Annotated in this window: 23 protein-coding genes; 11 read left to right on the top strand and 12 right to left on the bottom strand. The window is 64.7% G+C overall.

The window, feature by feature from the left end; translation table 11 throughout:
• Positions 1-6 precede the first annotated feature (6 nt).
• Positions 7-552, bottom strand: coding sequence for an ECF-type sigma factor (locus H8F01_RS02350; RefSeq protein WP_187057484.1), 546 nt, complete (start codon positions 550-552; stop codon positions 7-9).
• Between the two features lie 132 nt (positions 553-684).
• Between H8F01_RS02350 and H8F01_RS02345 the strand changes: the two genes are divergently transcribed.
• Positions 685-1620: a hypothetical protein gene (locus H8F01_RS02345; protein WP_187057483.1), complete on the top strand. Its 936-nt coding sequence runs from the start codon at positions 685-687 to the stop codon at positions 1618-1620.
• 49 nt (positions 1621-1669) lie between these two features.
• Here H8F01_RS02345 and H8F01_RS02340 read toward each other — a convergent pair whose 3' ends face one another.
• Together H8F01_RS02340 and H8F01_RS02335 are read right to left on the bottom strand one after the other, a co-directional pair.
• Positions 1670-2110, bottom strand: a complete 441-nt coding sequence (locus H8F01_RS02340) for an acetyltransferase (RefSeq protein ID WP_187057482.1) — start codon at positions 2108-2110, stop codon at positions 1670-1672.
• A gap of 16 nt (positions 2111-2126) precedes the next feature.
• Entirely contained in the window at positions 2127-3233 is a 1107-nt protein-coding gene (locus H8F01_RS02335) for an FUSC family protein (RefSeq protein ID WP_238481118.1), read from the bottom strand.
• A 277-nt stretch (positions 3234-3510) separates the two neighbouring features.
• Between H8F01_RS02335 and H8F01_RS02330 the strand changes: the two genes are divergently transcribed.
• Genes H8F01_RS02330 through H8F01_RS02320 form a run of 3 tightly spaced genes read left to right on the top strand, consistent with a single transcriptional unit; the run spans position 3511 to position 5240 of the window.
• Positions 3511-3873, top strand: coding sequence for a PadR family transcriptional regulator (locus H8F01_RS02330; protein WP_187057481.1), 363 nt, complete (start codon positions 3511-3513; stop codon positions 3871-3873).
• Positions 3873-4790, top strand: coding sequence for a sensor domain-containing protein (locus H8F01_RS02325; RefSeq protein WP_187057480.1), 918 nt, complete (start codon positions 3873-3875; stop codon positions 4788-4790). Before H8F01_RS02330 ends, H8F01_RS02325 begins: the two co-directional genes overlap by 1 nt.
• A 3-nt stretch (positions 4791-4793) precedes the next feature.
• Positions 4794-5240: a DUF1579 family protein gene (locus H8F01_RS02320; RefSeq protein ID WP_238481117.1), complete on the top strand. Its 447-nt coding sequence runs from the start codon at positions 4794-4796 to the stop codon at positions 5238-5240.
• 79 nt (positions 5241-5319) lie between these two features.
• On the opposite strand, the gene H8F01_RS02315 is transcribed toward H8F01_RS02320, so the two are convergent.
• From H8F01_RS02315 to H8F01_RS02300, 4 genes are all read right to left on the bottom strand, one after another.
• Complete coding sequence (locus tag H8F01_RS02315) at positions 5320-6525, bottom strand: DUF1501 domain-containing protein (protein WP_187057479.1); 1206 nt, start codon at positions 6523-6525, stop codon at positions 5320-5322.
• A gap of 9 nt (positions 6526-6534) precedes the next feature.
• Entirely contained in the window at positions 6535-8025 is a 1491-nt protein-coding gene (locus H8F01_RS02310; protein ID WP_238481116.1) for a DUF1800 domain-containing protein, read from the bottom strand.
• A 236-nt stretch (positions 8026-8261) separates the two neighbouring features.
• Entirely contained in the window at positions 8262-9593 is a 1332-nt protein-coding gene (locus H8F01_RS02305) for an esterase/lipase family protein (protein ID WP_187057477.1), read from the bottom strand.
• Between the two features lie 138 nt (positions 9594-9731).
• The gene (locus tag H8F01_RS02300) at positions 9732-10019 is read right to left on the bottom strand and encodes a hypothetical protein (RefSeq protein ID WP_187057476.1); all 288 of its coding nucleotides are present in this window, start codon (positions 10017-10019) and stop codon (positions 9732-9734) included.
• A 107-nt stretch (positions 10020-10126) separates the two neighbouring features.
• Between H8F01_RS02300 and H8F01_RS02295 the strand changes: the two genes are divergently transcribed.
• Entirely contained in the window at positions 10127-10732 is a 606-nt protein-coding gene (locus tag H8F01_RS02295; protein WP_187057475.1) for a class I SAM-dependent DNA methyltransferase, read from the top strand.
• A 12-nt stretch (positions 10733-10744) separates the two neighbouring features.
• On the opposite strand, the gene H8F01_RS02290 is transcribed toward H8F01_RS02295, so the two are convergent.
• The 3 genes from H8F01_RS02290 to typA form a co-directional block, all read right to left on the bottom strand.
• Positions 10745-12070, bottom strand: coding sequence for a carbohydrate porin (locus H8F01_RS02290; RefSeq protein ID WP_187057474.1), 1326 nt, complete (start codon positions 12068-12070; stop codon positions 10745-10747).
• Positions 12071-12198: 128 nt separating this feature from the next.
• Positions 12199-12645 carry an outer membrane lipoprotein gene (locus H8F01_RS02285; protein WP_187057473.1) on the bottom strand — a complete coding sequence of 149 codons (447 nt, stop codon included), beginning with the start codon at positions 12643-12645 and terminating at the stop codon, positions 12199-12201.
• A 255-nt stretch (positions 12646-12900) separates the two neighbouring features.
• Positions 12901-14751, bottom strand: coding sequence for a translational GTPase TypA (gene typA, locus H8F01_RS02280; protein WP_187057472.1), 1851 nt, complete (start codon positions 14749-14751; stop codon positions 12901-12903).
• A 228-nt stretch (positions 14752-14979) separates the two neighbouring features.
• Here typA and H8F01_RS02275 point away from each other — a divergent pair, with 228 nt between their 5' ends.
• From H8F01_RS02275 to H8F01_RS02265, 3 genes are all read left to right on the top strand, one after another.
• A complete protein-coding gene (locus H8F01_RS02275; protein WP_425490061.1) occupies positions 14980-16839 on the top strand; it encodes a 3-hydroxybutyrate oligomer hydrolase family protein in 1860 nt (619 codons plus the stop codon).
• Between the two features lie 119 nt (positions 16840-16958).
• Positions 16959-17468, top strand: coding sequence for a peptidylprolyl isomerase (locus H8F01_RS02270; RefSeq protein ID WP_187057470.1), 510 nt, complete (start codon positions 16959-16961; stop codon positions 17466-17468).
• Positions 17469-17624: 156 nt separating this feature from the next.
• A complete protein-coding gene (locus tag H8F01_RS02265; protein WP_187057469.1) occupies positions 17625-18056 on the top strand; it encodes a YidB family protein in 432 nt (143 codons plus the stop codon).
• 48 nt (positions 18057-18104) lie between these two features.
• On the opposite strand, the gene H8F01_RS02260 is transcribed toward H8F01_RS02265, so the two are convergent.
• Complete coding sequence (locus tag H8F01_RS02260; RefSeq protein ID WP_187057468.1) at positions 18105-18362, bottom strand: GlsB/YeaQ/YmgE family stress response membrane protein; 258 nt, start codon at positions 18360-18362, stop codon at positions 18105-18107.
• Positions 18363-18625: 263 nt separating this feature from the next.
• Between H8F01_RS02260 and H8F01_RS02255 the strand changes: the two genes are divergently transcribed.
• The gene (locus H8F01_RS02255; protein ID WP_187057467.1) at positions 18626-19825 is read left to right on the top strand and encodes an aminotransferase class I/II-fold pyridoxal phosphate-dependent enzyme; all 1200 of its coding nucleotides are present in this window, start codon (positions 18626-18628) and stop codon (positions 19823-19825) included.
• A 75-nt stretch (positions 19826-19900) separates the two neighbouring features.
• Entirely contained in the window at positions 19901-20887 is a 987-nt protein-coding gene (locus tag H8F01_RS02250; protein WP_187057466.1) for a malate dehydrogenase, read from the top strand.
• 83 nt (positions 20888-20970) lie between these two features.
• On the opposite strand, the gene H8F01_RS02245 is transcribed toward H8F01_RS02250, so the two are convergent.
• Positions 20971-21984 (bottom strand): MerR family transcriptional regulator, encoded by a 1014-nt coding sequence (locus H8F01_RS02245; protein WP_187057465.1) that lies wholly within the window; start codon positions 21982-21984, stop codon positions 20971-20973.
• 116 nt (positions 21985-22100) lie between these two features.
• Here H8F01_RS02245 and H8F01_RS02240 point away from each other — a divergent pair, with 116 nt between their 5' ends.
• Positions 22101-22439, top strand: a complete 339-nt coding sequence (locus H8F01_RS02240) for a hypothetical protein (protein ID WP_187057464.1) — start codon at positions 22101-22103, stop codon at positions 22437-22439.
• The last annotated feature ends 12 nt before the right edge of the window (positions 22440-22451 follow it).

Raw genomic sequence — 22451 nt, 5'->3', positions numbered from 1 at the left:
CATGGCTCAGATATCAGGCAGCAGACAGGCGGAAAGGAAGGTGCGCGCCTTGAGCCAATCGCGTTCCACCGTGCGGGCGGTGACGCCCAGCGCCACGGCAATTTCCGGAGCCGACAGGTCGCCGAACAGGCGCAGCTCGGCCACGCGCGCAAGGCGCGGCGCGGTGGCGGCCAGACGGGTCAGTGCTTCGTCGATCGCCAGCACGTCGATGATGTCGGCGGCTGCTTCGGTGGTGGCCCGGTCCGGCGCCTGGCGCTTCTGGGCTTTCTTCTTGCGCGCATGGTCGATCAGCAGGTGACGCATCACCTGGCTCATGTACGCGTACAGATGGTTGCGATCGGCAAAGGCCAGGGCATCGCTGGCGACCAGTTTCAGGTAAGCCTCGTGCACCAGCGCCGTGGTTTCCAGCGTGTGTGCAGCCTCGTGCACGCGTTGGCGGTGGGCGAGCCGCTGCAGCGTGGCATAGATCTTCGGGATCAGTGTGGCGAATGCAGCGGCATCGCCACCGGCGGCCTGCGAAAGGACCTCGGTGATCCGCGGCTCCGCGTTCATGCGCGCGAATCTCCTGCGCGGCATGTCGGTATCGGCCGCCGTTCTGCGCTGTAAGAGGAGATGGCGCAGTCAGGAAGAGCTACAGACCCAGGGAATGCCATCGCCCGTCGCATCCAAGAGAGGAGTGAAGTCATGTCGAATCATCGCGCTACGTACGGCCGGCTCACAAGGGCCGCGGGTTGGCTGACGCTGGCCTTCGCCAGCCTTGCTGTTGTCGCCACGGCCGCTGCGGAGAACGCCGCCTCGACCGCGGGATATACCTATCAGACGCTCGACTATCCCGGCTCGTCGCAAACGATTTTCTGGGGCATCAACGATTTCGGCGAGCTGGCCGGCCAGTACGCATTGAATGGCGGCGCGGCGCATGCCATGGCGTATCGCCATGGTCGCTTCGAACTGCTCGATCCGGCGGTGCTGGGATCGTACTTCAGCGCTGCCGGTGGCCCCAACGACCTGGGCGCGACGTACGGCGCCTATGCCGATGCATCCGGCACGCAGCATGGTTTCGTGTTGCGCGGCAGCCATCTTGAAACCGTGGACTTCCCCGGTCATGTCGGTTCGAACGTGGATGGCTACAACGAGTTCGGCACCATTCTCGGCGTGTACTGGGACGCCGATGGTGCGTTTCACGGCATTCTGCGACGCGGGAAGAGCTGGGACACACCGTTCGATGTGGCCGGCGCGGCGGAAACTTATCCGCTGGGCATCAATGATCTGAATGAGTCCGTGGGTTACTGGGACACCAACCCGAAGGCACCGCAGCCTCACGGATTCGTCCGCGATGCGAACGGCAAGATCACCCAGCTGGATGTGCCCGGCGCCACGAATACCGTGGCTTTCGCCATCAACGACGTCGGCCAGATCGCCGGCTATGACTGGGGCCCCACGGGTCCGATGCATTCGTTCGTGGAGGCCGACGGCAAGTTCGTGACGCTCGACGTACCCGGCTCGACTGGCACGGCGGCCACTGCCATCAACAACTTCGGCGTGGTTGCGGGCTACTACCTCGACGCCAACCACAAGCAGCACGGCTTCATTGCCACGCCCGTGCGGGCAGCGCAGCACTGATCGGCGTGAAGGCTCCGCCGCCATGCGGAGCCTTCACCGATGAAGCGACTCAGCCAGGTGCGTGGCGCAGATGGATCAACGGATAGGGACGCCCCTGACCATCCTTGTCGGAACGGCCGGTGCGGCGAAACCCCATGCGTTCGTAGAAGCCTATCGCCTGCGCATTCTGCTCGTTCACATCCGTGGTCAACGAAGGGTGCTGTTGCAGCGCATGCTTCAGCAGGGCGCGCCCGATGCCGGCGCCCCGATGATTGGCGTCCACGAACAGTGCTTCCATATGGCCTTCATGCAGGAACATGAAGCCGAGGACACGATCCAGTTCGTCCACGGCAAGCAGCAGCGGCGCCGAGGGCAGGAAGGCGGCCACTTCCTCTTCGATGGCACGCCTGTCGTCACCCGTGAGGAAGTGATGGGTGGCGTCCACGGCGCTGCGCCAGACCTGCATGATCTGTGGGCCGTCGGCGGGTGTGGAGGTGCGGAGAGTGATCATGGTTTCCAACCGGGCTTCACTTGATGCGCGGTAGCAGTAGGCGCCATGCCCTGAACAGCTGTTGCGTCAGCAGCAGCACGGCGAAGCCGGCCAGGATACCAAGCAGGCGCTCCAGGCCCGGTTCCATATTCGCGCTGGCATAGCGGTCGGGCACCAGCACCACCAGGAAGGCAAGGGCGAACTGCACACCAATGTAGCCGTAGCGATGCGGGCCGTTCTCGATATGTCGCCCGATGGCCACGCCAAGACACACGCCCAGCGTGATGAGTACCACGCTGTGATGCGAGACCAGCAGGATGGCGATGGCAAGCAGCGCGCCGAGGCCGCAGCCGATGAAGCGGTAGACCATGCGCGTGGAAACCACCTTGCTGGCAGGGGTGAGGCTGGCCAGCGGAATGGCCATCACGGCCATCACGGTGATGCCGGCCTGGATCAGCGTGGGAACGGCGATCCATCGCGCAAAGAGCGGAATGACCGCTGCCGCGAGACCCGCCTGTACGGCGTGCCACGCCGCATCCGGATACCAGCCGAAGTTCGACACGGCAGCCTTGGGTGGCTGGCCTGGCACCCAGCGTCGCAGGGTTTTCGAGGAGAGGTAGCTCACCAGCAGGCTCGCGCCGGTGCCGATCAGTATTTCCTCCACGCGCGCCAGTGCAAATGATGCGGGCGAGGCCGCCTGCGGGACCACGCCTTCGACCACCACCATGAGAAAGGTGAGGCCGGTGAACAGCCAGGCGTAGGTGCGTCGTCCGACCAGCACCATGTACATGGTGCCGGTGACCACCACGGCCAGCGCGAGGCAGGCCCACCACGGGTGCCCGACGATGCGTACCGCCACCAGATAGCCGGCCAGCGCACCTGCCACGGTGCCGAGCACGCGCAACGCCGCGCGCTGGGTGCTGGCCGCCAGGTGCGAGCGTATGACCATGAAGCCGCTGAAGGCGGCCCAGCCGACATTCCGCGTACCGGCCAGTTGCGCCAGCGCGATCGCGAGCAACACGGAGGCCACGGCTTCGGCCTGGTCCACCAGGCGCGGCCCGGGTTTCAGCAGCGTGGCAAGGTCGCGCCATAACCCGCGTAACAGTGTCTTCAGGTCGGCCAGCATGCGTCGGGCGTTGCCCATGCCGCTACCCGGACCATGGCTTTCCCGCTCAGGCATGTTGGGCCAGATGGCTGCGCATCAGGGAATTCTAGTGGGGCGAAGTGTGTCTGCAATGTCGCCTTTGGTCGCGCTGCAGCGCATGGCGGCGCGGAAGGCCGGGGTCCGTGCGATGGAAACACCCGCGTGGGACAGGGGCTCCGGGCATGCCTTATGGCAGGGGTATGACTTCAGGCCCATCCGGCTACTGTTAACTTCACACTATGGTTCACTCCAAGGTATGTCGCAGTGCGGGTGGGGCATGGAAGACAACAGCAGCCATCTGAAGAAATTCCAGAAGGAACTGTCGGCGGGCACGGTGTCATTGGTGCTGCTGGCGGTGCTGGGGCAGTCGCGTCAGCCGATGTACGGCTACCAGATTGCCAAGCGCCTGGAAGAAGTGGGCGAGGGCGTGCTTGCGGGCAAGCAGAGCGCGCTGTATCCCGTACTGCGCAATCTGGAGGGGGCGGGGCTGCTGGACAGCGAGGTGGAGCCTTCCATCAGCGGTCCGCCGCGGCGCTATTACCGCATCACGAAGCCGGGGCGCGAAGTGCTGCGTGACTGGGTGGAAGCCTGGAACGCCACGCGCGATTCCGTCGATGCCGTTCTGCAAGGAGGGGTGTAATGAACGCACCACGCACGATTGCTGAATACCTGAACCAGCTGCGGGCTGCCCTCAAGGGAGCGGACCCGGCGTTGATCCAGGACGCGCTGTATGACGCGGAAGAACATCTTCGCGCCGAGCTGGCCGACAATCCCCAGCGCAGCGAGGCGGATATGCTGGCGCATGTGGTGGGCACCTACGGTGCACCGGAAGAGGTGGCGGACATCTACCGCGACCAGGAAATCAAGATACAGCGGGCGCTGCGTCCGCCGCCGGTGCCCAAGCAACGCTCCGCACTGGGCCGTTTCTTCGGCGTGGCCGCCGATTCCCATACCTGGGGCGCGCTGTTTTACATGCTGCTGTCGCTGGCAACGGGCATCTTCTATTTCACCTGGGCGGTAACCGGCGTATCGCTGTCGGCCGGCCTGTCGGTGCTGATCATCGGCATTCCGTTCACCATCCTGTTCCTGGGCACGGTGCGCGCACTGTCGCTGCTGGAAGGGCGCATCGTGGAGACGATGCTGGGTGTGCGCATGCCGCGTCGCCCGCCATATCCGTCCAATGCTGGCCAGTCCTTCTGGCAGCGCATGGGTGCGATCTTCACCGATGCACGCACCTGGACCACGCTGTTCTACATGGTGCTGATGTTGCCGCTGGGCATCTTCTACTTCACCGTGACGATCACCTTCCTGAGCATTGCGCTGGCCCTTGTCGCCACGCCGATCCTGAAGGCGCTGAGCGTGGCGGACGTGATCTACCTGCAGTGCGGCTACCCGGAGTGGCTGTGCGACAACAACTATTGGCCACTGGCCGTGCTGACCTGCATTGCCGGCGTGCTCCTGCTGTTTGCCACGCTGCACATGGTGCGTGGCATGGGCAAGTTCCATGGCGCGATAGCCAAGGGCCTGCTGGTGCGCATCGTCGGCGAGGGCGCCTGAGCCATGTCCCCGGGCATGCTGGCCCGCTTTGCGGGCGAATGGGTGGGCGAGGAAACCCTGGCCACTACGCGCTGGGGGCCGGGCGGCCCGGCAACGGGTTACGCGACGGCGCGTCTGCAGCTCAACGGACGGGTCCTGGTGCAGGACTATCGCGAAGAGCGCGATGGGAACACGGCCCTCCAGGCGCATGCGGTGTTCGTGGCGGAGCCGGACCATGATCAGTACAGCCTGTACTGGTTCGACAGCTTCGGTTTCGTGCCGGGCACACCGGCGCCGGGCCTGTGGAATGGCGAGCGACTGACCTTCGTGCGCAGTTCGCCGCGCGGACAGACGCGTCACGTCTACGCTTTCGAGAACGAGGATACGTTCACCCTGCAGCTGGAGAGTTCGTTCAACGGCGGGGTGAGCTGGGAACGGGTGATGAGCGGCGTTTATCGCCGCATCGCTTGATTGATTGGCAGCATCGCGCGCAAGCGCGCTCCTACCGGATGCCGTCGTTGTAGGAGCGCGCTTGCGCGCGACAAGTTCGTTACACCAACTGCAGGTCCTTCGGGTGCGCGCCCGGAAACACCGATTGCAGCTGGCTTCCGGACATGCCCCACATGCGCCCCATCAGGCCGCCCAGCACGTCGCGGTAGTTGTTGAGCACGGGGTAGTCGCGGTTCTGCAGCAGGCTCTGCGGGGCTACCGCGACCTGTTGACCGGCGATCCGACCGCCATTCACCTTGCCGCCCAGTACCCAGTACACCGTGCCGTGCCCGTGATCGGTACCCTTGTTGCCGTTCTCGCGGAAGGTGCGGCCGAACTCCGACACCACCACCACCACCGTATTGTTCCACTCGTCACCCAGCGCATCGGCGTAGGCGGCGAGACCCTTGCCGAGGTTGCTCAGGTTGTTGGCGAGCTGGCCGGTAGTGCTGCCCTGGTTGACGTGCGTGTCCCAGCCGCCGACGTCGACAAAGCCAAGGCGGTACTGGTCGCGCATCATGGTGGCGATACGCGTCGTTTCGTCGGCAAAGTTCTTGGCGTTAGGGGCGCCACGATTCGCCTTCATCATCTCGTCCTGCAGCTCCTTCGAAACCGTCTGGCGCAGTTCAAGGCCATCGGCCGCAGCCGAGGCCAGCGACGTGTCGCGGTACATGCCGGCGAGGATGTTGGCCTGTCGCTCGTCGTACACCGGCTTGGGATTGCCGCGCAGCGAGATGTTGGGGATGTCGTGCCCGCTACCCTGGAACGACAACGGCAGGGCGTCGGTGAAAGCGATGGCCGGCACGGTACTCATCTGTCCCGACAGGCGCGCCATGAAGCCTGAGCGGAAGTTGCTGCGTTGTCCGGTGGGTTCGCCGGACTCGACGTTGTCCTGCGTTTCGAAGTGGCTGCGCGACATGTCGTCGGTGCCTGCGAACGGAATGAAGGCCACTTGGCGCTTCTGCCACAGCGGGTAGATGGTGTCGCGCAACACGGGGTTGAGGCCCCAGCTGTTGTCGAGCCCGATGGCGCTGTTGGCGTTATACGGATCGGGCTTGGCGATGGCCAGCGTGGGGCGCGACTCGTAGTAGAAGTCGCTGCTGTAAGGCACCAGCAGGTTATTGCTGTCGTAGCCGCCGCGCAGGAACACCAGCAGCAAGCGCGGGCTGTTGCTGGCAGGCGTGGCGAACAATTTTCCGGAGAAGGACAGCGCAGGCGCGGCGACGGCAGCGGTTGCGGCAGCGAGCAGGAATTCGCGGCGTTTCATGGCTGTGCCTCAGCGGTAGTTGAAGTCGGGTGAGGAGAGCAGGAAGGTGTTCCATTCCTGCTGCGTAGTGGCCTTGGCGAGCGCGTCACGCGTGGGCACGCTCAGCTTGGTGTCGAAGGTGTCGTAATAGAGCCGCGTAGTCAGCATGGGGAAATCGCCACCGCTCTTGGGCTGGCCTTCCGGTGTCAGAAGGCGGTTGTTGCCCGTGCCGATGGCGCCGGCGATCTCGAAGCGCTTGGCCATCTGGCCGGAACTGGACCAGCCGGTGCTGTCCAGTGGCCAGCCATCCGGAGTCAGCCGGCCGAACACCGGCTCGCCCAGCTGGTTGAGCCAGTTGAGCAGCGGCTTGGCGTTGGCGATGGGCTTGCCGTCATAGGCCATGCGCACGGAAGACACCACGAACTGCATCGGGTCCTTGAACTTCTTGCCGTAGCTGGCGGCCAGTTCCTTGGAGTCGAACATGGTCTGCAGCACTTCGGCGATGTCACCATCGGTGCGCTGGAAGGTGTGGGCCATCCTGGCCACCAGCTCGGGCGACGGGGTGTCGGACACGAAGTATTCCGCGAGCTTCCTGGAGACGAACTGGGCGCAGGCGGGCTGCCTGGTGATCAGGTCCACCGCCTCGCTGATTTCGTCGAAGCCGCTGCCCTTGATCTTGTGGCCCAGCAACACCTTGTCGCTGAAGTCATGGCGTCGGGGATTGAATTCGAACATGCCGTTGCGTACAACCATCTCCGCTACGCGCGGGCGCATATTCTTGGGATCACGCAGCGGCGCGACGCCAGCACCGGTAAGGATCAGTGCGAGTTGCTGCACGTCCTGCTGCGTATAGCCCGAGCCCACGCCCAGCGTGTGCAGCTCCATCAGTTCGCGGGCATAGTTCTCGTTGACGTGGCCCTTGGCGTTCTGCGCGTTGTCCAGGAACTCCATCATCGCCGGGCTTTCCAGCGTCGCCATCACCAGGTCGCGGAACTTGCCCAGCGCATGCGGACGGATGGTGTTCTGCACGTAGTCGGCCGCCACCCAACGCACGCGGCCCTTGGCGCCATACACGCTGAAATGGTTCAGCCAGAACCACACCATCTGTTCCTTGAGCTGGTTCGGTCCATAGATGGCGTGCAGCATCTCGATTTCCTGCGCTTGCTGCAGCAGGTCGTTGGCGTGCTGTTGCTGGGCCTTCCTGGCGGCGGTCTTGGCGTCGCCATCGGGCATTGCCTTGATGTTCTCCTGCTCGTCACGCAGGTTGGTCAGGAGCTGTTCCGTTGAAACGCTGCCCGCTTCATAGGAATTGATCAGGGCATTGATCGGTGCCGGCAGCTCGTCGCCGACGCGGCCATCCAGTTGCCGGTCGAGCAGGCGCGAGCGGCCCAGGTCCCGGTACATGGATACAGTGGTGCTGTCGAGTTCGAAGCTGTCGCGACGAAGCCAGTCGATGTCGTCCTGCGACAGCGCGTGGGCGTCGCGGGCCGCCGCGGCGCCTGTGCCAAGTGCCAGCAGCATGCCCGCGAGAACCAGCCGGCGGCATGTAGCGTGGGAAGGAAGGTTCGGGCGTTCCTGCATGCGTCTGGGCTCCTGGCGGCAATTGAACGGCGGCGCGCTTCAGGAGTGACAACGTAGCAGGAGACGAGCGGCTTACCGCCTAGGCTGCCGGAAATGCCGATGTGTTGGTTGGTATTCATGCACTTCGACAGCCTGGCGCAGGGATGGCACGCGGGTGCGTGCTATCCCTCCGGACCTCAGTGCTTTCGTTTCGGGGGAGCCTTGGCGTCATGATGCTTTGCATGGGGTGCACTGGCTTTCGTGGTGCTTGCCTGCCGGTGCGTCGGATGCGTTGCGCCGTGTGCCGTGGCGGCATCGGCATGCGCGGCATCCGTTTGCTGCTCGGTCGCCGTCAGTATGCGGGCCATGTCCGCATAGAACGGCATGATGTCCTTTCGTTCCGACTGGTAGGCGGCGCCGATGCCGACCAGCGCCATATGGTCACAATCGTGCATGACCGGGAAGGCATTCCAGATGCCCGCCGGGAAGGACATGTCGAGGGGATCGGCGTCACGGTGGGGGTGATCGAATATGTATCGGGTGCCCGCGCAGGGGATGCACCCGTCGCTGTCGCGCCATTCGATGGGCTCGCCCGGCAGCTCAGGATTGCCATGGTTGCGGCCCATGACCAGTGCACCAAGGTACAGGGCAGGGTGAGTGGCCGGCAGCGGGAGGGCATACCCTGTCCTGGGATTGATGAAGGTGGTCTTGCCGGAGAAGCTGAAATAGTGCGTTCCCGGGAAGAGGCGGATCCGTTCGCGCACGATCTTCGCGGCGCCCGCGGTCGAGATGTCAAATAGCGCGGTGTCGCGCGACTTCCAGAGGTCGCTGTCGATGATCCGCTCCAGGTACTCGATGAAATGCTCGCCCTTTTCACGCTTGAGGCCCCATTGGTCAAGCTTGAAGTCGTAGACGAAATTGGTCGGGTCGGCACCGTTGGCGGTTGCCAGGCACAGCATGTTTTGCCTGAACAGGTTCATCATGTTGACCGGACCATTGGTGGTATCGAGAAACGTGGTGCCGTTGAACCCGGGCGCCACGCCCGTGATGCTGTGGACCCAGTTCTTGCCACCCAGGAACAGCTCGGAGATCGTGTCCCCAGGATGGGCCTGATGGTAGTCGCGCTCTTCCTGTGATCCGTTGCGCAGCATGGATTCGAGTTCGCAGATGGTCTGGGCGCCCATGCTGTGTCCCACGAGGTGGATCTTGTTGGTGTGGCTGACCTGCGGGTAGATGCCGGGGAAAGTGTGGCCGTATCGCTGGATGCCGTACTTGCTGGCGTGTGCCGCACCGTAATCGACCCTGCCGCCCACGAGGTAGTGATAAAGCTCCACGGCGCGTTCCCAACTACTGGACACCGGGCCGACGGTGGCCGTCTGGGTGCGATAGTGCATGTCGTTGAGGCGGGCCTCGATGTCGACATTGCCGCCCCAATACTTGAATCCCAGCACTTCGTCGCGACCCCATCCAAAGATGCCGTGCACAAGGATGATTGGGTACCGGTTTCTGAAGCTGTTGTTTTCTGCCATGGCTGCTCCTTTCTTGGTCCGTGTTCAGCGCGGATGCGCGTGATGAACATAGGCCACAGGCATGGGTGGCCGGGATCAGGAACAGCCTTCTCTGCATGTGAGGTTGTCTGCGTGGCGAAGTGGGCGACGACGCAGATCTCAAAAATCGTCGGTGAATTCCACCAGGGCGCCCAACATGGATGCCTCCACTTCCGCCACCGCTCGCACGGCATCGGCGTGAAGCAGGTCGCGCGCAGTCACTTCTATGACGAAGAGTTCGGCGCTGTTGTCGTCGATCAGGTCCGAGGAACTGGAGTCATCCCTCATGTCCAGTGTGGGATCGTCGATCTCCTCGACGTGCTCAATGCCATCGATGCCGTGCAGGATCGTCAGCAGGGTATCGGCGCTGTCGCGCGTACCGGTCATGCGGATGTGGATCGTGGGCATGGGCGGGCGGCTCCCAGGTTCCATCGTCCTTATCCTGCGGCAAGCCATGTTCAGGGCGGGTGATCATGGCCGCTGCGCTACTATTCAGCCTTCGCCGGAGAGTACCTGTGCCCAAGATTTACGACCGCGCCTATTTCGACAAGTGGTATCGGCACCCCGACCATACGGTGGCCTCGCCGGCCGAACTGCGCCGCAAGATCGCCATGGTGGTGGCGCAGGCCGAGTATTACCTCGGGCGCCCGGTGCGCTCGGTGCTCGACGTGGGCTGCGGCGAGGGTGTATGGCGTGCGCCTCTGCTCAAGCTGCGCCCCGGCCTTCATTATCAGGGGCTGGAGGCAAGCGAGTATGCAGTGTCCCGCTTCGGGCGCAGCCGCAATATCGGCCTGGCGCGTTTCGGCCAGCTGGAGTACCTGCGCTTCGATCACCGCTTCGACGTCATCGTCTGTACCGACGTACTGCATTACCTCAAGCCGGCCGAGATCCGCGCGGGCCTTGGAGGCATCAGCGACATGCTCGAGGGCGTGGCCTTTCTCGAGGTGTTCACCAACAAGGACGGTGTCGATGGCGACATGGATGGCTTCCACGCGCGTGCACCGTCCTGGTACCTGAAGGCCTTCAACGACGCCGGCTTGATGCCGTGCGGCTCGCACTGTTATCTCGGCCCGCGCCTGGAGCGTCGCGTGGCGGCGCTGGAGCGCGTGCAAAGCAGCTGACGCTTTGTTTCGTCAGATGTCGATGTGCGCGCGCAACCCTACGAATCGCGCCGGGCCGCGGTCCCGGTTGTAGCCCGGGTTGTGGACCAGTTGCAGGTCGGGGCTCAGCGTGAAGTGCGCGAAGGGCGTGAAGCTGTAGTACGCCTCAAGAATCTGTTCACGGCCGTAGTTCAGTGCGCCATCCCCCAGCACGAAGCCATTGCCGCCAGCGGCTAGATAATCGCGATGGTCGCCTGACAGGCCATTGACCGCGACGGCCACCGAGACGTGGTCGGTAGGGCGCGACCAGTGCACGCCGGACAACTGGAAGCCGGCGGTCATCGTGCGATCCACCTCGGTGAACACGAACGATTCGGTATGGCCGTCGTTCCAGCCTGCGCGCATGAACAGGCCGGTGTCGCCGTGGTCGGCGAGCGGCAGTTCGCCGTTGATGCCAAAGCCGTATTTATGCCGGCCGGGTGCGTCGTCGGCGTGGATGTCCGGGGGCTGGCCGGTGGCTTCGGCAATGGCCAGGGCATCGCTGTAGATGCCCATGCGTGCGGTGTTGCGATAGGCAAGAAAGCGCAGTGCCCAGCCATCGGATTGCGGCTGCAGGGTCAGCTCGACCTGCTGGTTCTGCGATTGCCCCAGCGCGTTGACCAGGCGTTGCCCGTTGGCTTCATAAGGCATCCGGTAGATGCCGTAGCGCAGGCTCCAGGTCTTGCGTACCAGGGCCAACACCAGGCCGTCGGTGTAGCCGCGTGTATCGGCAGCGAAATCCCAGGCGGTGTTGTTGAACAGCGCCCAGTTCATGAACTGGGTGCGGGTGCTGCCGGCGTAGCGGTTCTTGTCGAAGTCGTCGGTCACCGACATCTTGCCCAGCTTCACCTCGACGCGTTCGTCGGCTTCGTCACCGGGCAGTTGATCCTGCGCCCGCTCCACGTGGGTTGTTCCATCGCCCAGTGCTTGCGTCCAACGAAGGAAGGCGCGTGCCACATAGGGCGTCTTGGGCAGGTTGTTGGAGCCGGCCCGGATCACGTCGCCGTTGGTCAGGCCACCCAGGCCCGTGGCGCCGGACACGCCTTCGCCCTTGAACATTTCCACGTCGAGATAGAACTGCAGATGCGCTGGCAACGGCACGCCGAAGTACGCGCCGAAGGTGTGGGAGCGTTCGGTATCGCCATTCGCGTGCAGGCTGAGCGGGCCTGAGTAGGGCGAGTGCAGCGAATCCTGGTGCTGGTCGACGAAGGTGTATTGCGCGCCCAGCCACTGCGGTACGAACAGGCTGGGTTCGTCGGCGTGGAGCATGCACGTGGCGGACAACAGGCATGCTGCGGTGGTGGCGAGTTGGAATCGCATCGAGGGGCGGCAACGTGGATGGGGGGCGATGCAATGCCGTGCCGGCCTTGCATGATGATCCGCCCAATGTAGAAAGGCCGCCTTGCGGCGGCCTTTTGCCAGCAGGGGAAATCGGTGTTGGCGGACGGTTACTGCGAGGCAACCACGCGGGCGTTCTCTCCGTTGCCCTCGACGTAGACTCGCTCGCCTGTGTGGAGCGCTGACGAGGCCGGCTGGGTGACGGAGACCAGCACGCCGTTCTTCAGGCGCACGATGATCTGCTGGCCAGCCACGGGCTTGTCGTAGTGTTTCTGTACCTCGTTGCCGGCCACTGCGCCGCCCACGGCGCCCAGCACCATGGCCACGTCGCGCCCAGTGCCACCGCCGATCAGGCTGCCGACGCCCAGGCCGACGGCGCCGCCCACCACGGCACCCACGCCAGTGTGGTGATTGGTCTGGATCTGCACGTTGCTGATCTGCTCGATCACGCCGGCACGGATCTCCGTGGCGCCGGTGGACGAGCCGGCGGGTGTGTTGGCGCATGCGCCGAGCAGGGCGATGGCGGTGATGGCGGCAAGGGTGCGGCGTATTTTCATGGCGACTCCTGGGAAAAGACGTGACAGGACGGGCTGTCGGCGTGCATTCCGGCGAGAGATGCCCGCGGCGACAGCTGCAACACGTCATCGTAGGTTTCCGAGATCGAGCGCGAAGTCGCCGCTTTGCCGTGCGGCCTGTAGCTTTCCCTTGTGGCGTCATGCGCGGGATGGCCGCGTCCCTGCGGCACGCGGACACGAAAAAGGCCAGGTTCCGAAGAACCTGGCCTTTTGATTTCAACGCAGGAAGCTAAGCGATCAGTTGACGCCGCGCGAAGCCTTCTTGCGGTCGTTTTCCGTCAGGTGCTTCTTGCGCATGCGGATTTCCTTCGGCGTGACTTCGACCAGCTCGTCGTCGTCGATGAAGTCCAGTGCCTGCTCCAGCGAGAACTTGGTCGCCGGGGTGAGCTGGATCGCATCGTCCTTGCCCGAGGCGCGCATGTTGGTCAGCGGCTTGGGCTTGATGGCGTTGACGGTGAGGTCGTTGTCCTTGGCGTGAATGCCGATCAGCTGGCCTTCGTACACCGAATCACCTTCGGCGGCGAACAGCTTGCCGCGATCCTGCAGCGGTCCAAGCGAGTAGGCTGGGGTGGTGCCGCCGGCGTTGGCGATCATCACGCCGTTGAGGCGCTTGGCGATGGCCACCGGCGTGTACGGACCGTAGTGGTCGAACACGTGGAACAGCAGGCCCGAACCCTGGGTGAGGGTCTTGAACTGGTTCTGGAAGCCGATCAGGCCACGGGCCGGGATCAGGTATTCAAGGCGCACGCGGCCCTTGCCGTCCGACACCATGTTCTTCAGGTCACCCTTGCGGATGCCCAGGCGTTCCATCACGCCACCCTGGTGCTGCTCTTCGATGTCCACCACCAGCTGCTCGATCGGCTCCATCTTCTGGCCGTCGATTTCCTTGATGATCACTTCCGGACGCGACACGGCCAGCTCGTAGCCTTCGCGACGCATGTTTTCGATCAGCACCGACAGATGCAGTTCGCCACGGCCCGAGACCAGGAACTTGTCGGCGTCGGAGCCGTCTTCCACGCGCAGTGCCACGTTGTGCACCTTCTCGCGATCCAGGCGCTCACGCAGCTGGCGGCTGGTGAGGAACTTGCCGCCCGACAGATCCTTGTTGCCGACGAACGGCGAGTTGTTGACCTGGAAGGTCATGCTGATCATCGGCTCGTCGACGCTCAGCGCCGGCAGCGCTTCGGGCACTTCCAGCGAGGTGACGGTATCGGAAATGGTCAGCTCGGGGATGCCCGAGATAGCGACGATGTCGCCGGCTTCGGCGCTGTCCTGCTCGATGCGCTCGAGGCCGAGGAAGCCCAGCACCTGGCCGATCTTGCCCTGGCGCTTCTTGCCTTCACGGTCGATCACGGAGACCGGCATGCCCTTCTTCAGGGTGCCGCGCTGGATGCGGCCAATGCCGATGACGCCGACGAAGTTGTTGTAGTCCAGCTGGCTGATGCGCATCTGGAAGGCGCCTTCCGGATCCACGTCCGGCTTGGGCGCGTGCTGCATGATCGCTTCGTACAGCGGGGTCATGTCGCCTTCGCGGGCGTTCTCGTCCAGCGAGGCGTAGCCGTTCAGCGCCGAGGCGTAAACGATCGGGAATTCCATCTGCTCGTCGGTGGCGCCGAGCTTTTCAAACAGATCCCACACCTGCTCGACCACCCACTCCGGACGCGCGCCCGGACGGTCGACCTTGTTGACCACGACGATGGGCTTGAAGCCCATGGCGAAGGCCTTCTGGGTCACGAAGCGCGTCTGCGGCATCGGGCCGTCCATCGCGTCGACCAGGATCAGCACCGTGTCGACCATCGACAGCACGCGCTCCACTTCGCCGCCGAAGTCGGCATGGCCTGGGGTGTCGACGATGTTGATGCGGTTCTTGGTGTCGGTCTTCTTGTCGGTCCAGGTGATGGCCGTGTTCTTGGCCAGGATCGTGATGCCACGCTCCTTTTCCTGGTCGTTGCTGTCCATCACGCGCTCGGCGAGCACGGTGCGCTCGTTGAGGGTGCCGGACTGCTTGAGCAGCTGGTCGACGAGCGTGGTCTTGCCGTGGTCAACGTGGGCCACGATGGCGATATTGCGCAGATTTTCGATGGACATGAGGTCGTCTCGGGCGGCACGGGGCCGTCGCGTGAGGTTTCTATAGGGGTAACCCGACAATTATACGGGGTTATGTGACAGCTTGCTTGAAAGGCCTTAACAAATTCGTTCAGGCGGGTGGGGCACGGCGGCTGACCCGGTCGGAAGCGGACGGGCCGCCACCCCGCGGGGATCCGCGCCGCGGCACATGCTTACCGGGAAAAAACGGGCTGCCGGCCGTGTGAAGGGATGGGGCGAGTGGGCCGTCACCTTTGCCCGTGGATACTGTGGCGAGCGCCGTTGCCGGCGTCATCGGCAACGACCATCGCAACCTCAAAGGAGTCAGGCATGCAGGCACCCGATTTTCTGCGCGGCGAAGTGCGCGTCACCGGGCACCGCCAGGGCGATGACCTGCTGAGCGCGGGGTTGGGGCAGTCCGGGTTGGGCGCCGAGCCATCGTCCATCGCGCACCCGCTGCGTCCCACGCCGGCGGAATTGCGGCGGCGGGCGATCCAGTCCAGCTGGCAAGGCATCGCCGATCTGGGACCGCTGGGCGGTTATGGGCGTGTCTACGGGGCGGTGCCGGATGTTCCCGGGAGGGAGTATCAGGCGTTTGCCTGGATTCCCGGGGCGCAGTCCCCGCACCGGGTGCTGGTGCAGGTGCCGGACCATTTCGGCCCGGCGCATCGTTGCCTGGTGGTGACGGCCTCGTCCGGGTCCCGCGGCATCTACGGCGCCATCGCACTGGCGGGTGCCTGGGGGCTGCCCCGCGGCTGTGCCGTGGCCTACACCGACAAAGGGGCCGGCAGCGGCTATTTCGACCCCGCTGACGACACCGGCGTCGCGCTGGACGGTACGCGCGCCAGGCGCGGCAGCGCGACGCTGGAATTCGAGCCACCGCGGGCCTCCGCGCAGGGTGGCATCGGCATCAAGCACCTGCATTCCGGGGACAACCCCGAAGCGGACTGGGGTCGCCACGTGCTGCAGGCCGCGCAGTTCGGCCTGGCCATGCTGGATCGCGCATTTCCCGAGCTGGCGCCTTTCACGGCCCAGAACACCCGCATCATCGCCACCGGCCTTTCCAATGGTGGCGGGGCGGTGCTGCAGGCGGCGGGTCTGGATGACGGACACCTGCTGGCCGGTGTGGTGGCGCTGGAACCCAATGTGCTCGTGCCGGGGCAGGGCCGAGCCTTGTTCGACTACGCCACGGAAGCCTCGATCTGGCTGCCCTGCGCGCTGGCGGACGCTCGTTTTGACAGCACGCCGATGGCGCGTACCCCGCAAGGCGAGGTGCCGCCTTCATGGGTGCAGCGTTGCCACCAACTCCACGAACGCGGCCTACTTAGTGCCGCGCACCTTGCCGGGCAGGCCGCGGAAGCCCATGAACGCCTGCGTGCCAGCGGCTGGACGGATGAAGTCATGGCTACGGCCGCTTCCACCACGGCGCTGGACCTGTGGCGTGCCATTACCGCCGGCTACGCATCGGCTTATATGCGGCGCGGCCCGGACGAGATGCCCTGCGGATTCCGCTATGGCGGATCGGGGGCTATCGACCCCGTGATCAGGGCCAGCTGGTGGACGGATGCGTCGGGCATTCCACCCGGGCAGGGCGTGGGCCTGTCCGGCGGGATGGATCACTCGGCCGATGCGAGCTTGCCGGGCGCTCTTTGCCTGCGGACGCTCTGGGAGGACAAGGATGCGAGCACCCAGGCGTTGCGCGATGGCGTGGCGGCAACGACGGTGAAGCAGCCGCGGGCCAGTCTGCCGCTCTGGGTCGTGCATGGCGCTGACGATGGCCTGCTGCCCGCCTCGTTCACTTCCGAGCCCTACGTGGCCTGGCTCCGGGCCGGCGGCGGGCGACCGCTGTACTGGAAGGTGCCCGGCGCCCAGCATTTCGATGCCTTCCTCGCCATTCCCGGTTTCGGAGACCGGCACGTTCCACTGCTGCCCTACGGCTATGCCGCACTGGATCGCCTCTGGGCACACTTATATGAGGGAGCCCCGTGGCCGGTGAGGGTGCCCACGCCGGCGCCCAGGTCGCGCGGTACCGGCACCCTGACCCGGGAGGCGCTGGATCTGCCAGCCACCTGGACACCCGGGCCGGTCTAGGTACGGCGCATGGCGTGCCGTATTCAGGGGGATCGGCCTGTCACGCCGGCTGGGGTATCCTTGCCGCCCCGCGGGGCGCCTGTGGTTGCGCCCGGCTTTTGCGAACGAAGGATTCCCTGATGACCATCAACGTCACCATGACCACCAACCGCGGTCCCATCCACCTGCGTCTGCACGACGACAAGACCCCGGTGACCGTGGCCAGCTTCGTCAACCTGGCGCGTCGCGGCTACTACGATGGCCTCGCGTTCCACCGCGTCATCGCCGACTTCATGATCCAGGGCGGTTGCCCGGAAGGCAGCGGTCGCGGTGGCCCGGGCTACCGCTTCGAGGACGAGTTCAACCCCTCGCTGCGTCATGACAAGCCGGGCGTGCTGTCCATGGCCAACGCCGGTCCGCGCACCAACGGCAGCCAGTTCTTCATCACCCATGGCGCCACGCCGTGGCTGGACGGCAAGCACAGCGTGTTCGGCGAAATCCTCGGCGCGGAAGACCAGGCCGTGGTCGACGCCATCCGCCAGGGCGACGTGATCGAAAAGGTCACCGTGGAAGGCGACGTCGACGCGCTGCTGGCCGCGCAGGCCGATCGCGTGAAGGAATGGAACGCGGTGCTCGACGAGCGCGGCTGATCCTGTTCGTGGTGATTGCGTGAAGAGCCGCCGTCGATGTCGACGGCGGCTTTTTCTTTGGGAGTTTTGTCATGGCGGTGTGCGAAACAGCGGCCTAGAATCGAACGGCTCCACCCCACGCACGATGTGCGTCATCCCACTCAAGGAGAGGTAACCATGTCCTTCCTCAATGATCTGCTCGGTGGTGCCCAGGCCAATTCGGCTGGCGGTTCTTCCCTGGTGGCCATCGCCGGCCAGTTGATCGACAAGGCGGGCGGCGTGCAGGGTCTGGTGTCCATGCTGCAGCAGCACGGGCTGGGCGATGCGGTGCAGTCGTGGGTCGGCTCGGGCACCAACCAGCAGGTGTCCGGTGAACAGCTGGGCCAGGCGCTGCAGAACGGTGGCCTCGGTTCGGTGCTGCAGGAAGCCGCCGGCAAGCTGGGCGTGGACCAGAACCAGCTGATCGGCCAGCTCTCGCAGGTGCTGCCGCATGCGGTGGACCATCTGACCCCCGATGGCCAGGTGCCGGAGCAGGGCCAGGGTGGTTTCGACCTGGGTTCGCTCGCCTCGCTGGCGGGCAAGCTGCTCGGTGGCAACAAAACCGCCTGAGGGCGGCAAAAGCCCGGCGGTGCGCAAGGCACCGCCGGGTAACGGGCGCTACGAGGTGGCGCCGCGGCGGAACAGGGCGTGATAGATCACCAGCAGCACGACGGCGCCGAGGATCGAGCCCAGGAAGTGCATGAAACCGGCTTCCGGCCACCAGCCCAGCTTTTCGCCGACATAGGTGGAAATGAACGAACCGGCAATGCCGAGAATGGCGGTGATGATCCAACCCATGGCTTCTTTGCCCGGGGTGACCGCCTTGGCGATGATGCCGACGACCAGACCGACAATGATTACCCATAACCAATGCATACGCGTATGTCCTTGGTGAGCGTTGGAAAGGTTTCCTGGTTCCGAACGGCTGGCCCGCATCCCGCGGGCCCCTGCCATGCGTCCGCCCCCATCCGGGTGGGACGGTCTGGCAGGTCCATCATGCACTCGCGGGCATGACAGCGCACCTCCGGGGGCGGGGTTAGACCATCCGATAGGGCGGGCGGGGCGGATGACGCGCCGCCACATGCTAAAATTTCCGAGTTTGCTGTCTTTCGCTGCCTGTCCCCGAACAAGAGGAAGTCATGCCCCAGCTTGCCCAGCGTGTCGGTCGCGCCAAGCCCAGCGCGATCATGGTCATCGCCGAAAAGGCCAAGCAGCTCAAGGCTGCCGGTCGCGACATCATCAGCTTCTCCATCGGCGTCCCCAATTTTCTTCCCGGCGAGCACGTGTATGCCGCCGCACGCGAAGCACTCCAGCATGATTCCGGCCAGTACGGCAGCAACCGCGGCGCCGACGCGCTGCTGGATGCCTTCCTGGTCCACATCGAAAAGCTCGGCTTCACCGGTTACGGCCGTACCAATCTGTCCATCGGCATCGGCGCCAAGCAGGTGCTGTACAACCTGGGCGAGGCGCTGCTGAACGAGGGCGATGAAATTGCCTTTGCCGCGCCGTTCTGGACCACCTACCGCGACATCGCCGACATCCTTGGTGCCAAGGCCAACATCCTGCATTGCGGCCCCGAGCAGAACTACAAGCTCACGCCCGCGCAGCTCGATGCCGCGCTGGCGCGCAAGCCGAAAGTGTTCCTGTTCAACAACCCGTCCAACCCCACGGGCATGGTCTATACGCGCGATGAAATCGCCGCGCTGGCCGAGGTGCTGGTGAAGTATCCGGACACCTGGATCATCACCGACGACATCTACAACTCGATGGTGTTCGACGGCATCGGCTACCACAACTTCGTGCACATCAAGCCGGAGCTGAAGGACCGCCAGATCTTCGTCGACTCGGTGTCCAAGACCTACGGCATGCCGGGTTGGCGCGTGGGCCTGATCGCGGGCCCCGAGAACGTGGCCAAGGCCATCACCACACTCAATTCCAACCACATCACCAGCGTGCCGGAAGTGATCACGGCCGCCGCCGTGGCCGCGTTCGCCGGCCCGCAGGACGTGCCGGAAGCCAAGTGCAAGGAATTCGCCGGCAAGCGCGACGTGGTCGTGAACGCGCTGCGTGCGATTCCCGGTGTGGTCTGCCCCTATCCGCAGGGCGCGTTCTATGCGTTCCCCGACATCTCCGTTGCCTTCGGCAAGAGCCACAACGGCACGCGCATCGACAACGATGTGGACCTGTGCGCGGCGCTGCTGGAAGCCAAGGGCGTGGCCTGTGTGCCGGGCTCGGCTTTCGGCGAGCCGCGTGCCCTGCGCATTTCCTATACCTGCCCGACCGCACAATTGCAGCCCGGGCTGGAACGTATCCAGGCGTTCTTTGCAGAACTGGCCTGATGGTCTTGGGGCCCGCGTCGCGTGACGTGGGCCTTGTCTTTTGTAAGCACTAGCCAAGTTGAAGGAGTTTCTCCGATGAAAGCACCCGTTCGTGTTGCCGTTACCGGCGCTGCCGGCCAGATCGGTTACGCCCTGCTGTTCCGCATCGCCGCAGGCGACATGCTGGGTCCGGACCAGCCGGTGATCCTGCACCTGCTGGAAATCACCCCGGCGCTGCCCGCGCTGCAGGGCGTGGTGATGGAGCTCAACGATTGCGCGTTCCCGACGCTGGCTGGCGTGGTCGCCACCGATGACCTCAACGTCGCCTTCAAGGACGTGGACTACGCGCTGCTCGTGGGTGCACGTCCGCGCGGCCCGGGCATGGAGCGCAAGGACCTGCTGGAAGCCAACGGCGCCATCTTCGGCCCGCAGGGCAAGGCCCTGAACGATCACGCCAAGCGTGACGTGCGCGTGCTGGTGGTCGGCAACCCGGCCAACACCAATGCGCTGATCGCCCAGCAGAACGCTCCGGATCTGGATCCGAAGTGCTTCACCGCGATGGTTCGCCTGGACCACAACCGCGCGCTGTCGCAGCTGGCCGAGAAGACCGGCAAGCACAGCACCGACATCAAGAAGATGACCATCTGGGGCAACCACAGCTCCACGCAGTACCCGGACCTGTACCACGCCACCGTGGGCGGCAAGCCGGCGCTGTCGCTGGTCGACCAGGCCTGGTACGAGAGCGATTTCATCCCGACCGTGCAGCAGCGCGGCGCGGCCATCATCAAGGCTCGCGGTGCGTCGTCGGCCGCGTCGGCTGCCTCGGCCGCCGTTGACCACATGCGCACCTGGGCACTGGGCACCGCGGAAGGTGACTGGGCTTCGATGGGTATCCCGTCTGACGGTTCGTACGGCATCGAGCCGGGCGTGATCTACGGCTACCCGGTGACCGTGAAGGATGGAAAGTACGCCATCGTGCAGGGCCTGGAAATCAATGATTTCTCGCGCGCCCGCATGGATGCCACCAACAAGGAACTGCGCGAAGAGCGCGCCGGCGTCGAGCACCTGTTCGCCAAGAAGTAAGTGAGCAGTCATCGTTGCCACGACAAGGGCGGCCCTGTGCCGCCCTTGTCGCGTCTGGCTGCCCGGTGGCTGCGCGGCGCGGCCTAGAGTGTGGCGAGGATGTTCTTTACGTAGCCGATCAGGGCGTCGTCAGCCCACGAGCTGTCGGTAAGATCCGGTTCCCTTGCGTGGGCTTCGCGGATGCGTTCGTGCGTGCCCGGATCGTCGCCGGCATAGCTGCGGAACAGCGTGATCCAGCGCAGGCCGAGTGCACGTGCCTCGGGGGCGTGTGGTGCGACGCCATCGTTCATGGCCTTGCGCAGCTCGACCAGCAATGGCGGCCAGGCGTCAAACGTTTCGCCGTAGTGCCTGCGCATGAAGGCGAACTCATCGGGCTTCAGGTAGCGCTGGTAGATCGCCAGCCGGCTCTCCACGAATGCCTGCTCGATAAAGTCCCGAACGGCGGTGGTGACGCCCATCGCGTCCCACGAGCCCGGCTCGTTGTCGTGCATGGTGTTGAGGCGCACCAGGAAATCCGGGTTGCCGCCGGTGTCCCGGTGCAGCGTGCGCATCCAGCGCAGCGCCAGGATCTGCGCCTCGGGCGAACCGGGCGAAACACCGCGATCCAACGCGGCCTGCACGGTGCTGACCAAGGCGCCCCATTCGGCGCGGGTATCGGCATCGTGAAGCAGGGGCAGTTGCCTGATTTCTTCGGCGGAAAAGTAATTCTCGTACATCGTCATCAGCTCCAGGGTGTCCAGCCATTCGGCCAGATCAGGGGGCTGTCCGGTTGCCAGTTGCGCGCGCAGATGGACAAGCTTGGTGCGCAAACGGACGGCGCGCGCCATCTCGCGATCGATCTGCGCCAGCTGGCGGTCGATCAGCTCGGCCAATGGCAGTTCCGGCCCGGACAGGGCGACTCCGATGTCGGCCAGCGACAGACCCATTTGGCGCAGGGCCTGGATACGATGCAGGCGTTCGATACTGGCCCGGTCGTACAGCCGGTAGCCGGCAGCGGAGCGCAACGAGGGCACCAGCAGGCCGATGGCGTCGTAGTGGTGCAGCGTGCGGACGGTGAGCCCGCTGCGCCTTGCCAGTTCGCCTACGGTCAGTTCCATGGGGTGTCCTCCTTGCGTGCCGGTCACTCTGGGGGCTCACGTAACGTGAGGGTCAAGCCTCTCCGTCGGGTGGCGCTTCATGGTTAAATCAGCGAATCCTCGACTGGAACCCGGACATGAAGCAACTCCTCGTCATCGCTACTTCCTGCGTTTTGCTCGCTGCCTGCGGCAGCTACGGCCTGCGTGACACCACGCCGAAGATGAGCAGCCGTACCAACAAAGACATTCCGACCTATCTGGAATGCGTGCGCGCGAAGTGGGCCGAAACGGCCGAGGTGAGCGTTTCGCACAAGGACCAGTCGGGCACCGTGTCGGGCACCGACAAGAATGGCGCGCATGAGCTGATCGAAGTGACCTCCGACGGCACGGGTGCGCAGGCCATGATGTACGAAACCCAGAACACCAAGAAGGAATACAACAGCGCCTACCGCGACGCGGCGGTGTCCTGCCTGTAAGCCACGGACAGG

It is taken from the genome of Dyella telluris (assembly GCF_014297575.1).
GTDB lineage: Bacteria > Pseudomonadota > Gammaproteobacteria > Xanthomonadales > Rhodanobacteraceae > Dyella > Dyella telluris.
This window is presented reverse-complemented; position numbering and strand designations above follow the sequence as displayed.